Origin of the sequence: Streptomyces sp. NPDC058685 (assembly GCF_042714725.1) — a bacterium.
Lineage (GTDB): Bacteria > Actinomycetota > Actinomycetes > Streptomycetales > Streptomycetaceae > Streptomyces.
Map to the genome: position 1 here is coordinate 78,515 of NZ_JBHXSL010000011.1, position 13,295 is coordinate 91,809.

The window sequence follows — 13,295 nt, forward strand, 5'->3', positions numbered from 1 at the left end:
TGTCATCGAGGGAGCGGGCGTGTCCGAGCAGTCAGTCGCCGAGTACAGGATCGAGGATCTCGCGCACCGCAGTGGCGCCACGGTCCGTACGATCCGCGCCTACCAGGACCGCGGACTGCTGCCCAAGCCCGAACGGCGCGGCCGGTCCAACGTCTACGGCTCCGCCCATCTGGCGCGGCTGCGGCAGATCGCCGATCTGCTCGACCGCGGCTACACCCTGGCGTCCATCAAGGAGTTGCTGGAGGCCTGGGACGCGGGCCGGGGGCTCGGCGGAGTGCTCGGTCTGGTCGCCGAGGTGCAGGGTCCGTGGACGGACGAGGAAGCGGCCCGGATCACCCGGGACGAGCTGAACGCCAAGTTCGGGGGGAAGCCGGACGATGCCGCGGTCGCCGAGGCGGTGGAGCTCGGGGTGCTGGAAGCGGTGCCGGGGCGGGACGACGAGTTCTTGGTGCCGAGCCCCCAGGAGCTCGCCGTGGCGGCCGAGTTGCACGCCGCCGGTGTTCCGCTCCGCGCAATCTCCGGGCACCTGAGGGAACTTCGCGGCCAGGTGGAGCACATCGCCTCGCGTTTCCTGGAGTTCACCACCGAGCACGTCTTCGCCCGCTATCTGGGGCACCGGCCGCCGACCGACGCCGACGCGGCCGAGGCGGCGTCGCTGGTGCGACGGCTCCGTCCGCTCGCACAGCAGACGGTGGATGCCGAACTGGCGCGAGCCATGCGCACGTTCGCCACCCAGCATCTGCAACTGCATCTGACGTCGGAGGGACCCCTCCCGGTCGGCTCCGAGGCACGGCCCGTGGCCCTGCCGGCGGAGACGATCCGGGCCGTCCAGGCGCTGGTTGGCGCGGAGAACGCGGCGGCGTTCGTCACCGCGGCGACCGAACGGGAGCTTCAGGCAAGGACCTTGGACGCTCTGGCATCAAGGTCCGGTGACTCCGGGGAACTTGGCCAAAGCTCGTAAAAAGAACATGAGTTGTCCACAGAATCGTCAATTCCCCTGTGGATAACGCTAGTTGGCTGTGGATCAAACATTCGGAGCGGATTTTTCCGGTGGCGGCGAGGGTGACCGGCCGGGCACGCTGACCGCATGAACGAAAGACCCGACAAACGATCCGGCGGACGATCCGACAAGCGACTCTCCGAGGCCGGCCGGCCGGCAGCCGAGCCGGGGCCGTCAGGCGCCGGGCACGGCTCCGAACACGACCGGGGCGGCGCCGAGCCCGACGAGCGACGCACGGTGAAGGTGTCGAAGTACCTCTCGAAGCATCTGCGGCATCAGCCGGAGCGGATCGGCATCACGCTCGACGAGAACGGCTGGGTGCCGGTGGACGAGCTGATGCGTGCCGCGGCCGCGCACCACTTCCCCTTCACCCGCGCCGAGCTGGATCATGTCGTCGCCGTCAACGACAAACGGCGCTTCACCATCGACGGCACGCGCATCCGCGCCAACCAGGGCCACACGGTCGAGGTCGACCTGGACCTGCCCCCGGCCGAACCTCCCGCGTACCTCTACCACGGCACGGTCGCCGCGCATCTGGACGCGATCCGCGCCGAGGGCCTGCGTCCCATGCGCCGCCACCATGTGCACCTGTCACCGGACCGCGAGACGGCGACGCGCGTCGGTGCGCGCCGCGGCCGCCCCGTCATCCTGTCCGTGGACTCCGGGGCGATGCACCGCGCGGGCCATGTCTTCCGCGTCAGCGCGAACGGCGTGTGGCTGGCGGAGGCCGTCCCGACCGAGTTCCTGCGGTTCCCCGGAGCGTAGGTCGTGCGCTGCGTCCGGGGTACGTGGCCCGGCCACTCTCCGCGCGTCAGCGCCGCAGCTGTGCCAGCCCTTCGGTCGCGATCCGCTCGAAGACCGCCTGGTCCGCGGCGAAGTCCGAGTCGGGGATCGGCGCGTGGATCGCGATCTCCGTGAAGCCCAGCTCGAAGTGCTTGCCCGCGAAGTCCACGAAGGCGTCGAGCGAGGTCATCGGCGTCCCGCGGTCCGGTGTGAAACCGGTGAGCAGGATCTTGTCCAGGTCCGCCACGTCCCGGCCCGCTTCCGCGCACGCCTTGCCGAGCTTGTCGATCTGCCCGCGGATCGCCTCGCGGGACTGCGCCGGGGTGCCCGTCTCGAAGATCTTCGGGTCGCCCGTGGTCACCCACGCCTGGCCGTACTGCGCCGCGAGCTTCAGCCCGCGCGGCCCGGTCGCCGCGACCGCGAACGGCAGCCGCGGCCGCTGCACACAGCCGGGGATGTTGCGGGCCTCGACCGCCGAGTAGAAGGCACCGTCGTAGGTGACGGAATCCTCGGTCAGCAGCCGGTCCAGCAGCGGTACGAACTCGGCGAAGCGATCCGCCCTCTCCCGCGGGGTCCAGGCCTCCTGCCCGAGCGCCGTCGCGTCGAAGCCCATGCCGCCCGCGCCGATACCGAGCGTGACCCGACCGCCCGAGATGTCGTCCAGGGAGATGAGCTCCTTGGCGAGGGTCACGGGGTGCCGGAAGTTCGGCGAGGTGACCAGGGTGCCGAGGCGCAGCCGCTCGGTGGCGGCGGCAGCGGCGGTCAACGTCGGGACCGCGCCGTACCAGGGGCCGTCGCGGAAGGTGCGCCACGACAGGTGGTCGTAGGTGTAGGCGGTGTGGAAGCCGAGCTGCTCGGCTCGCAGCCACTCGTCACGGCCGCCGTCGTGCCAGGGACGGACAGGAAGGATCACGGTGCTCAAACGCATGCCTTCGAGCGTACGTGGCCCGGGCGACTCCTCCGCCCGGACCCGGGAACTGCTCCGTCCCGCTCCGGGGCACCCCGCCGCCCGCCCTGAATCGCCCCTGCCCGCGCGGAAGATCCCGCGGGCTCCCGCCCGCAGAAGCCCCCGGTCCCGCACGGACGTACTCAGATGTGCGCCCTGTCGCACGCACGTGCGCGGGCGTACGGGAGAATGGATCGGTGACCTCAGCTACCGATTCCTTCCCGCCGCCCGTCGTCCCCCGGCTGATCGCCACCGACCTGGACGGCACCCTGCTGCGCGACGACAAGTCCGTCTCGGAACGCACCATCGCCGCCCTGGCGGCCGCCGAGGAGGCCGGGGTAGAGGTCTTCTTCGTCACAGGCCGTCCGGCCCGCTGGATGGACGTGGTCAGTGACCATGTCCACGGTCACGGCCTGGCCATATGCGCCAATGGCGCCGCCGTCGTCGATCTGCACGCGGGTGGGAAGGTGCTGGAGGTCCGGCCCCTGGAGCGGCACATCGCCCTCGACGTCGTCCGCACGCTGCGGGACGCCGCCCCCGGGACCTCCTTCGCGGTCGAGACGACCGTCGGCATCCACTACGAGCCTCAGTACCCGCCGTTCTTCCTCGACCCCGGTGCGACCGTCGCGACCGCCGAGAAGCTGCTCCACGAGGAGGAGCCCGGCTCCGCCGCCCCGGTGATCAAGCTGCTCGCCCACCACCCCGATCTGACGCCCGACGGGTTCCTCACCCTGGCGCGTACGGCCGCGGGCGATCGCGCGTCCTTCACCCGTTCCAGCCCGTCCGCGCTGCTGGAGATCAGCGGCCTGGGCGTGAGCAAGGCCAGCACCCTCGCGCTGTGCTGTGCCAAGCGCGGGATCTCCTCCGACCAGGTCGTGGCCTTCGGTGACATGCCGAACGACGTGGAGATGCTCACCTGGGCGGGGACCTCGTACGCGATGGGCAACGCTCATCCGGACGTGATCGCCGCGGCTTCGGGGCGGACCGTGGCGAACAACGAGGACGGGGTGGCGGTCGTCATCGAGCGCATCCTGCAGAACCTCCCGCCCGAGGGCGTCTGAGCACGTTCCGGGCGAGGGCATCGGCGTCTTCCGCGTGACGGTCCGCGGGGCGTCACAGCCCGACGCCCCGCTCCGCCAACCACGGCACGGGATCGACCCCTGACCCCAGATGAGGCGTGAGCCGCACCTCGAAGTGCAGGTGCGGCCCGGTCGAGTTGCCCGTGGTGCCCGCCTGGCCGATCCACTGCCCGGTGCGCACCTGCTGCCCCTGGTCGACGGCCAGGGACGCCAGATGGGCGTACTGCGTGTAGTAGCCGCCCGGGTGCTGGACGATGATCTCGATGCCGAAGGCTCCTCCGCAGGAGACGGACAGCACGCGGCCCGCCCCCACCGAGCGCACCGGCGCCCCGATGCCCACCGCGAAGTCCTGGCCCGTGTGGCCGCTGACCCAGTGCGATCCGCCGCTCCCGAAGCTTGCGGACAGCGTGTAGTCCTCCACGGGCGGAACCCACGCCGTCGCCGGTGACGTGTCCTCGTCGACGGGTACGGCGCCCGCGCAGCTGCCGGCGGCCACGCTCCGGTCCGCCTCGCCCTGCAGCGTCCACTGCGCTGCCTCCAGCTCGGTCGTGATGCGCTGCTTGACCGCGGCCAGCCGGGCCCTTCGGACATCGAGGTTGCGCCAGGCGGCCCGGGCCCGCCGCTCGGCCGCGCTCAGCCGCCGCTCGGCGAGACGGGCCCGGTCGAGCAGCCGGCCCACGGCCTCCTCCGCCTGGTGAGCGATACGACGTCCGCGCAGCAACTCGTCGGGGGTCTTCGACAGGAGCAGCCGGGCCACGAAGGTGAGCGATCCGCCGGTCCGGTACTGCGCGCGGGCGACCACACCCAGGTCGTCGCGGAGGAGGCCCATCTCGCCCCGCTGCTGATCGAGCTGGTCCTGAAGTCTGCCGGCCGCGGCGCGCTGGGCATCGGCTGCGCGTCGGCCCTGCTCGTACCCCGCGGTGGCACGCGCCGCCTCCGCGTACAGGCGGGCCACTTCCGCGCTGATGCTGATGTCCGGGCCGTCGACGGGTGGCGCGGCCGGTTCCGGCGCGGCGGCGGGCGGCTCCGGGTCGGCGGGCGCCACGAGAGCCGGGGCCGGGGGACCCGGGAGCATCGGAGGCCCCGGGAGAAGGGGGCCCGGGAGCAGAGGAGCCGTGAGCATCGGAGCGGGGAGCAGAGGAGCGGGGATCGCAGGAACCGGCACGGTGGGCAGCGGCATCGGATCCACCGGTGTGCCCGCGGCCGGGGACGAGGTCGTCGCGAGAAGGGCACACAGCACCACCGGGACGAGCAGCAGCCGGTCACGGGGTCTCAGGCACATGTCCGGATCGTCACCCGGCGGGCGCGCGATTTCCGGTACCGCCGAGGTGTCGTACGGCCACCTGGCCCAGGATCCGGCCCGTTGCGCGGGACGCCCACCGCCACGCGGGGCCGGCGGCCTCGGCCGTCCGGCCGAGGCGCCGGGCAAAGCCCGGACTACAGCGGCGCCTCCCAGAACACCGTCGTCCCCCGGCCGTCGTCACCGATCCCCGGGCCGCTGTAGCTCGTTCCGCCGAGCGCCTCGGCACGGCGGGCGAGGTTGCGCAGCCCGCTGCGCCGCCCGCCCGCCGACATGCCCACCCCGTCGTCGGCGACGGTCAGCCGTACGCCGTCGGAGCCGTCGTCCAGTGTCACGGTCGCGTCGACGACGACATCGATACGGGTTGCCTCCGCGTGCCGGAAGGCGTTCGACAGGGCCTCGCGCAGCGCCGCGATCAGGTTCTTGCCGGTGAGCTCGCCGACGACCGAGTCCACCGGACCCAGGAAACGGTGGCCCGGCCTGAAACCGAGAGGGACGGCCGCCATGTTGATCTCCCGCAGCACCCGGGTCCGCAGCCCGGACGGCACCTCGGCGGGGCCCTGCTGCAACGCGAAGATGGCGGTGCGGATCTCCTGGATGGTCACGTCCAGTTCGTCGACCGCCCTGCCCACGCCCTCCTGCACCGCGGGCACGACCGACCGGCGCTGGGCGCTCTCGAGCATCATCCCGGTGGCGAACAGCCGCTGGATCACCAGATCGTGCAGGTCCCGGGCTATCCGATCGCGGTCCTCGTACACCGCCAGCCGCTCCCGGTCCCGCTGGGCCTCCGCCATCATCAGCGCCAGCGCGGCCTGTGAGGCGAACTGTGCGGCGAGCGTCCGTTCCGCCTCGCTGAACGGCCGGGCCCCGCGTGCCCGGGGGGTGGCGAGCGCGCCGAGCACCCGTCCCCCGCTGCGCAGGGGCAGCAGCATGCTGGGCCCGAAGCGTCCCGTCATCCGGGTGAGCAGGCGCGGATCGGTGGCCGCGTCCGTGACGAAGACCGCCTCCCCGGCCAGCAGTTGTGCCACGACCGGGCTCTCCGGCGGAAGGACGATGCCCAGGGATGTCGCGGGGCGGTCGGAGGCCACGGCGACGATCTCCAGTCCGCCGTCCTCGGCCGGCAGCAGCACGATCCCGGCGGCCGCCTCCGCGAGCCTGCGGGCCTGCTCGGCGACGACGGCCAGCGCGTCGTCGGCGTCACCGCCGGAGAGCAGGGCGGTGGTCACGGCGACCGAACCGTCGATCCAGCGCTCCCGCTGACGTGCCGCTTCGTAGAGGCGTGCGTTCCCGATGGCGATTCCGGCCTCGGTGGCGAGCACGCGCACCATGTGGAGGTCCTCGTCGTCGAAGTCGGCTCCGTTCCTCTTCTCCGTCAGATAGAGATTGCCGAAGATCTCGCCCTGGACGCGGATGGGGACGCCGAGGAAGGAGCGCATCGGCGGATGCCCCGGCGGCAGTCCCGTGAAGCGCGGATCGGACGTGAGATCGGTGAGCCGTACGGGTGCGGGCCCGTGGATCAGTGCGCCGAGGAGCCCGTGCCGGCCGCCCGGCGGATGCCCGATCCGCTGCGCCGCCCCCTCGTCCGCGCCGTAGGTCACGAAATCGGAGAGGCCCTCGCCCTCCTCGTCGACGACGCCGATGGCGGCGTAGCGGGCGTCGGCGAGTTCGGCCGCGGTCTTGCAGATCCGGTCGAGCGTGGCGTGCAGTTCGAGCCCGGTGCCGACGGACCTCATGGCTTCCAGCAGCTGCGGGACCCGGGCCGTGAGCTCGGTGGACAGCCCCTGGAGGCTGCGGGTCGCCCGTGTCGCGGCTACGGCGGGGTCCCTCGATTCCTGCGGCTCGGGCTCGGTCATGACCTTGAGCGTAGTTAGCCCTGTTTGCGAGGGAAAGTCGCCATCTTCCGGGATCAGACCCCTGCCGCCGCCATCCGGGTCCCGAGCAGATCCGCCGCCCGTTCCCGCTCCACCATCCGGCGCAGTGGACCGTCCACCGCCGCGATCTCGGCGTACGGGCCGCGCTGCGCCACCCGGCCGTCCTCCAGGACCACGACCTCGTCCACGGCGTCGAGCCCCTGGAGCCGATGCGTGATCAGCACCGTCGCCGCTCCTCGCAGCGTGCGGTCCTCGGTCGCCGTCAGGAGGTCCGCCGTCAGCGCGTCCGCGGTCGCCAGGTCCAGATGCTCGGCCGGCTCGTCCAGTACGAGGACGGGGAAGTCGGCGAGCAGCGCTCGGGCCAGGGCGAGGCGCTGGCGCTGACCGCCGGAGAGCTGGGCGCCGTGCTCGCCGACGAGCGTGTCCATTCCGTCCGGCAGGGCGTCCACCCACTCCAGCAGGCGGGCCTCGGCGAGCGCGTTCCGGAGCTCCTCCTCCGTCGCGCCGGTCCGCGCCAGCCTGAGGTTCTCCCGTACGGAGCTGTCGAAGAGGTGGGCGTCCTGCGCGCACAGTCCGACGAACCGCCGGACGGTGTCGCCGTCGAGTGCCGCCGCGTCCACACCGCCGATCGTGTACGTCCCCGCCTCCGCGTCCAGGAAACGGAGCAGGACCTGCGCGAGGGTGGTCTTGCCCGAGCCCGACGTTCCGACGACGGCGACCCGCGTACCGGCGGTGATCGTGAGGTCGAGTCCGGCGATCGCGTCCCGGTCCTGACCCGTGTGCCGGGCCCGCAGCCCGCGGACGTCGAGCGGGAACGCGGTAGCGGGTGGCTGCGCCGGGTGCTCCGGTTCGCGGACGGGAGCCGGAGCGTCCAGCACCTCGTACACGCGCTCGGCGCTGCGCTTCACCCGCTGCCGGTACTGCACGGCGAGCGGCAGCCCGGTCACGGCCTCGAAGGCGGCGAGCGGGGTGAGAACCACAACGGCGAGCGACACCCCGTCGAGGCGTCCCTCCCGTACGGCCTGCACCCCGGCGAACGCGGCACACACCACGGTCAGTCCACAGGCCAGCGCGGAGAGCCCGGCGCCGAGCGCCGTGGCCGCGGCTCCTCGTGAGGCGATCAGGGTCAGCCGTCTGTCAGCCGCGCGCGTCCCTTCGGCGCGGCCTTTCAGGGCCCCGGCGACGGTCAGTTCGGCGATTCCGCGCAACAGGTCGGCGACCCGGGTGGAGAGTTCGCCGCGGGCGGGGGCGAGTTGCCGCTCCGCCCGCCGTGCGACCCGGCCGCTGACCAGGGGCACGAGGACGCCGGCCACGAGCAGTCCGACGGCGAGCACCGCTCCCGCTTCGGGGAGCAGCCAGGCGGTGAAGCCGACCGAGCCCGCGCCGACGACGAGGGCCACACCGGCCGGCAGCAGCCAGCGGAGCCAGTAGTCCTGCAGGGCGTCGACGTCGGAGACGAGCCGGGACAGCAGGTCACCGCGCCGGCTCTGCCGCAGGCCCGCCGGTGCGATGCGCTCCAGACGCCGGTAGACGGCGACGCGCAGTTCGGCGAGCATCCGCAGCACGGCGTCGTGGGAGACGAGCCGCTCGGCGTACCGGAAGACGGCGCGGCCGATGCCGAAGGCGCGGGTCGCCGTGACGGCCACCATCAGATACAGGACCGGCGGCTGTTCCGAGGCACGCGAGATGAGCCAGCCGGAGACAGCCATGAGCCCGACGGCGGATCCCAGCGCGAGACTTCCGAGGAGCAGCGCCAGCCAGAACCGGCCGCGCAGATTTCCCGCCGCCGTGCGCACCCGGGCGAGCGGGGCACCACCTGCTGCGGGCTCGCCGTTCATGGACTCGGCGAGCCGGTAGGGGTCGGCATCCGATTCGCCTGCCGCGGCCTGCCGTACGGGGAGCGCCGGCTGCTCGGACCTGACCCCGTCCGGGGTTCGGCGCGTGAGCGTGACCACGCGGTCGGCCACCGCCAGAAGCGCCGGCCGGTGGACGACCAGAACGACGGTGCGTCCCTCGGCGAGCCGTCGTACCGCGTCGACGATCGCTTCCTCGGTCTCCCCGTCCAGGGCCGCGGTCGGTTCGTCGAGCAGCAGCAATGGCCGGTCCGCGAGAAACGCCCGGGCCAGCGCGAGCCGCTGGCGCTGCCCTGCCGAGAGTCCTGCGCCGTCCTCCCCGAGCAGGGTCGCCACGCCCTCGGGGAGCGCGTTGACGAAGTCGTACGCCCCGGCGTCCCGCAGCGCGGCCGTCACCGCGGCGTCATCGGCGTCCGGCCTGGCCAGGCGTACGTTCTCGGCGATCGTTCCCGCGAAGAGGTGGGGACGCTGCGGCACCCAGGCGATCTTCTCGCGCCAGCGGTCAGGGTCGATGTCCCGCAGGTCCACACCGCCGATGCGCACCCGGCCCTGCGCCGGTTCGACGAATCCCAGCAGGACGTCGAGCAACGTCGACTTCCCGATGCCGCTCGGCCCCACCAGGGCGACGGTCTCGCCGCTCTCCACGACGAGCGATGCGGAGTCCAGGGACGCCTCGCTGCGCCCGGCATGACGGACGGTCACCTCATCGAGCTCGATCCGCAGGGTGCCGGGCACCTCGCCGTGACCGGTCGGTCGCGGCTCGGTCTCCAGGACCCGGAAGATCTCCTCCGCGGCAGACAGCCCCTCGGCCGCCGCGTGGTACTGCGCCCCCACCTGCCGAATCGGCAGATACGCCTCGGGCGCCAGGATCAGGATGACCAGTCCGGTGTACAGGTCCAGGTCCCCGTGCACCAGGCGCATGCCGATGCCGACGGCCACCAGAGCCACCGAGAGGGTGGAGAGCAGCTCCAGCGCGAAGGAGGAGATGAAGGCGATCCGCAGGGTCCGCAGCGTGGCCCGCCGGTACTCGGCGGTGATGGACCGGATCGACTCCGCCTGCGCCTTCGCCCGCCCGAAGACCTTCAGGGTCGGCAGACCGGCCACGACATCGAGGAAGTGGCCCGACAGCCGGGACAGCAGCCGCCACTGACGGTCCATCCGCGTCTGGGTCGCCCAGCCGATGAGCACCATGAACAGGGGAATCAGCGGGAGCGTGACGACGATGACGGCAGCCGAGACCCAGTCCTCGGTCACGATCCGCGCGAGCACGGCCACCGGAACCACGACGGCAAGGCCGAGCTGGGGCAGATAGCGGGAGAAGTAGTCGTCGAGCGCGTCGACTCCGCGGGTGGCGAGGGCGACGAGCGACCCGGTCCGCTGACCGCTCAGCCAGCCGGGGCCGAGTTCCGTGGCCCGTGCCAGCAGCCGGCCCCTGAGCTCCGACTTCACGGCCGCGCTCGCCCGATGGGCGGCGAGTTCGGTCAGCCAGGAGACCAGGCCCCGGCCCGCGGCGACCGCCGCGAGCAGGGCCAGCGGAGTCATGAGGCCGGAGGGCGCCATGCCGTCCTGGAAGGCACCCACCACCACCTCGGCGATGAGCATCGCCTGGGCGACGACCAGCGCCGCCCCGACCAGGCCGAGGAGTACCACCGCGATCAGAAAGCGACGAGTGGTTCGGGCGTAGCGGAGCAGACGCGGGTCGATCGGTTTCACGTGAAACATCCCCCACTAGTGAGCATCGGCGATGTGCTGCGTACCGATGCGCTTGCGGAACACCCAGTACGTCCAGCCCTGGTAGAGCAGCACCAGCGGTGTGGCGATGCCGGCGCACCAGGTCATGATCTTCAGGGTGTACGGGCTCGACGAGGCGTTGGTGACCGTCAGGCTCCAGTCCTCCTGGAGCGAAGAGGGCATGACGTTGGGGAACAGCGTCAGGAAGAGCATCGCGACCACGGCCACGATGGTCAGGCCCGACCAGGCGAACGACCATCCCTCGCGCCCTCGGGCGATCGCTACGACGGCGGCGACCAGTGCCACCACCGCGACGATCATCGCGACCAGGCTGGTGCCGTCCCCGCGCGAGACCTGGGTCCAACCGAGAAAACCGAGCGCCAGAGCGGCCATGACCAGGCCGAGCTTGAGAGCCAGCGACCGGGCCCTGACCCGGATGTCGCCGACGGTCTTGAGTGCGGTGAAGACCGCGCCGTGGAAGGTGAACAGCGTCAGCGTCACCAGCCCGCCGAGGATCGCGTACGGGTTGAGCAGGTCGAAGAGGGTGCCGACGTACTCCTTGTCGCCGTCGATCTTCACCCCGCGCACGATGTTGCCGAAGGCCACACCCCAGAGCAGGGCCGGCAGTAGCGAGGTCCAGAAGATCGCGTGCTCCCAGTTGCTCTGCCAGAGCGCCTCGTCCCGCTTGTGCCGGTACTCGAAGGCGACCCCGCGCACGATCAGGCAGACCAGGATCAGCAGCAGCGGCAGATAGAAGCCGGAGAAGAGGGTGGCGTACCACTCGGGGAAGGCGGCGAAGGTGGCTCCGCCCGCGGACAGCAGCCACACCTCGTTGCCGTCCCAGACCGGCCCGATGGTGTTGATGAGCACGCGCCGCTCGGCCCGGTTCCTGGCCAGCAGCTTGGTCAGGACTCCGACTCCGAAGTCGAAGCCCTCGAGGAAGAAGTAGCCGGTCCACAGGACGGCGATGAGTACGAACCAGACGTCGTGAAGTTCCATGCCTCAGCAGCTCCTCAGGGCTCAGTACGAGAAGGCCATCGGCCGGTCGGCGTCCTGGTCGTCGCCGCCGATCCTGGTGGGCGGATTGAGGTCGGCCTCGGTGAGCTCGGGCGGTCCTGCCTTCACGTACTTCACCAGGAGCCTGACTTCGATCACCGCGAGGATCGCGTAGAGCGTCGTGAACGCGATCATCGAGGTGAGCACCTCGCCCTGCGATACGCCGGGGGAGACCGCGTCCCGTGTGCGCAGCACCCCGTAGACGACCCACGGCTGCCGGCCCATCTCGGTGAAGATCCAGCCCCACGAGCTGGCGATCAGCGGGAAGGCCATGGTCCAGAGCGCGACGACCCAGTACCAGTTCGTGAACCGCGGGTTCAGGGCCTTGTTCTTGAAGAGCACCAGATGGGGCACCTCGTCCTCACCGGTCCGCAGCCCCGGCGACAGCAGGAACTTCTTCCTGGTGAGCCAGAGGCCGATCGTCCCGATGGCCAGGGACGCCATGCCGAAGCCGATCATCCAGCGGAAGCCCCAGTAGGCAACGGGGATGTTGGGCCGGTAGTCCCCCGGCCCGAACCTCTCCTGTTCGGCCTTGTTGACGTCGTTGATGCCGGGGACGTACGAGGTGAAGTCGTCGTTGGCGAGGAAGGACAGCAGTCCCGGAATCTCGATGGCGACTTTGTTGTGCCCTTTCTCCACGTCGCCGTAGGCGAAGACCGAGAAGGGCGCGGGCGCCTCGCCCTCCCACAGGGCCTCGGCGGCGGCCATCTTCATCGGCTGCTGCTTGTACATGACCTTGCCGAGCAGATCGCCGCTGACCGCGGTGAGCAGTCCGGAGATCATGATCGTGATCAGGCCGAGCCGCAGCGAGGTCCGCATCACCGGGATGTGCTTCTTGCGTGCCAGGTGGAAGGCCGCGATGCCGGCCATGAACGCGCCGCCGACGAGGAAGGCCGCCGTGATGGTGTGGAAGAACTGGGTCAGCGCGGTGTTCTGGGTCAGCACCAGCCAGAAGTCGGTGAGCTCCGCCCGTCCCCGCTCCTTGTTGATCCGGTAGCCGACCGGGTGCTGCATCCAGGAGTTGGCGGCCAGGATGAAGTAGGCGGAGAGGATGGTGCCGATCGAGACCATCCAGATGCAGGCCAGGTGGATCTTCTTCGGCAGCTTGTCCCAGCCGAAGATCCACAGGCCGATGAAGGTGGACTCGAAGAAGAAGGCGATCAGCGCCTCGAAGGCGAGGGGCGCACCGAAGACATCGCCGACGAAGCGCGAGTAGTCGGACCAGTTCATGCCGAACTGGAACTCCTGGACGATGCCCGTCACGACACCCATGGCGATGTTGATCAGGAACAGCTTGCCCCAGAACTTCGTGGCCCTGAGGTACTTCTCCTTCTGCGTCCGGACCCAGGCGGCCTCCAGGCCCGCGGTGAGCGCGGCCAGCGAGATCGTCAGGGGGACGAAGAGGAAGTGGTAGACGGTGGTGATGCCGAACTGCCAGCGCGCCAGCGTTTCCGGCGCCAGAGCAAGCTCCACGACGTCATCTCCTTACAGCATCGGCAGGGTCGAGCGGCCGTTTGTCCTGTTAATCCCGCCGATCATGGGAGGAACGGGACTAGCTTGTGAACGCGTTCACATTCACAAGCATTATGGCGCATGCTCCACTCGAACTGTCGACCGGGGGGGTACCCCCTACGGAAGGAACCCCCATGAGCACCGGGCTCATGGGGGTTCCGCCG

The 13,295-nt window shown here is 71.0% G+C and carries 9 protein-coding genes; 3 read left to right on the plus strand and 6 right to left on the minus strand.

Going from position 1 to position 13,295, the window contains the following annotated elements:
* The first annotated feature begins 19 nt into the window (after window positions 1-19).
* Window positions 20-961: a MerR family transcriptional regulator gene (locus ACFWU3_RS13120; protein WP_384435444.1), complete on the plus strand. Its 942-nt coding sequence runs from the start codon at window positions 20-22 to the stop codon at window positions 959-961.
* Window positions 962-1,087: 126 nt separating this feature from the next.
* Window positions 1,088-1,765 (plus strand): RNA 2'-phosphotransferase, encoded by a 678-nt coding sequence (locus tag ACFWU3_RS13125; protein ID WP_384435447.1) that lies wholly within the window; start codon window positions 1,088-1,090, stop codon window positions 1,763-1,765.
* Window positions 1,766-1,811: 46 nt separating this feature from the next.
* Here ACFWU3_RS13125 and ACFWU3_RS13130 read toward each other — a convergent pair whose 3' ends face one another.
* Window positions 1,812-2,711, minus strand: a complete 900-nt coding sequence (locus ACFWU3_RS13130) for an LLM class flavin-dependent oxidoreductase (RefSeq protein WP_384435450.1) — start codon at window positions 2,709-2,711, stop codon at window positions 1,812-1,814.
* Between the two features lie 215 nt (window positions 2,712-2,926).
* On the opposite strand from ACFWU3_RS13130, the gene ACFWU3_RS13135 reads away from it, so the two are divergent.
* Window positions 2,927-3,790, plus strand: coding sequence for a Cof-type HAD-IIB family hydrolase (locus ACFWU3_RS13135; protein WP_384435453.1), 864 nt, complete (start codon window positions 2,927-2,929; stop codon window positions 3,788-3,790).
* Window positions 3,791-3,842: 52 nt separating this feature from the next.
* Here ACFWU3_RS13135 and ACFWU3_RS13140 read toward each other — a convergent pair whose 3' ends face one another.
* The 5 genes from ACFWU3_RS13140 to ACFWU3_RS13160 form a co-directional block, all read right to left on the minus strand.
* On the minus strand, window positions 3,843-5,090 hold the full coding sequence (locus tag ACFWU3_RS13140) for a M23 family metallopeptidase (RefSeq protein WP_384435455.1): 1,248 nt from the start codon (window positions 5,088-5,090) through the stop codon (window positions 3,843-3,845).
* 155 nt (window positions 5,091-5,245) lie between these two features.
* Complete coding sequence (locus tag ACFWU3_RS13145) at window positions 5,246-6,961, minus strand: GAF domain-containing protein (RefSeq protein ID WP_384435458.1); 1,716 nt, start codon at window positions 6,959-6,961, stop codon at window positions 5,246-5,248.
* A gap of 53 nt (window positions 6,962-7,014) precedes the next feature.
* Window positions 7,015-10,554: a thiol reductant ABC exporter subunit CydD gene (gene cydD, locus ACFWU3_RS13150; RefSeq protein ID WP_384435461.1), complete on the minus strand. Its 3,540-nt coding sequence runs from the start codon at window positions 10,552-10,554 to the stop codon at window positions 7,015-7,017.
* A 6-nt stretch (window positions 10,555-10,560) separates the two neighbouring features.
* Entirely contained in the window at window positions 10,561-11,562 is a 1,002-nt protein-coding gene (cydB, locus tag ACFWU3_RS13155) for a cytochrome d ubiquinol oxidase subunit II (RefSeq protein ID WP_384435464.1), read from the minus strand.
* Between the two features lie 21 nt (window positions 11,563-11,583).
* Complete coding sequence (locus tag ACFWU3_RS13160) at window positions 11,584-13,092, minus strand: cytochrome ubiquinol oxidase subunit I (protein WP_384435467.1); 1,509 nt, start codon at window positions 13,090-13,092, stop codon at window positions 11,584-11,586.
* Window positions 13,093-13,295 lie beyond the last annotated feature (203 nt).

Excerpts from the sequence above, each read along its gene's own strand:
- ACFWU3_RS13125 (WP_384435447.1), top strand. The coding sequence starts at position 1,088 with ATGAACGAAAGACCCGACAAACGATCCGGCGGACGATCCGACAAGCGA.
- ACFWU3_RS13130 (WP_384435450.1), bottom strand. The coding sequence starts at position 2,711 with ATGCGTTTGAGCACCGTGATCCTTCCTGTCCGTCCCTGGCACGACGGC.
- ACFWU3_RS13140 (WP_384435455.1), bottom strand. The coding sequence starts at position 5,090 with ATGTGCCTGAGACCCCGTGACCGGCTGCTGCTCGTCCCGGTGGTGCTG.
- ACFWU3_RS13145 (WP_384435458.1), bottom strand. The coding sequence starts at position 6,961 with ATGACCGAGCCCGAGCCGCAGGAATCGAGGGACCCCGCCGTAGCCGCG.
- cydD (WP_384435461.1), bottom strand. The coding sequence starts at position 10,554 with ATGTTTCACGTGAAACCGATCGACCCGCGTCTGCTCCGCTACGCCCGA.
- cydB (WP_384435464.1), bottom strand. The coding sequence starts at position 11,562 with ATGGAACTTCACGACGTCTGGTTCGTACTCATCGCCGTCCTGTGGACC.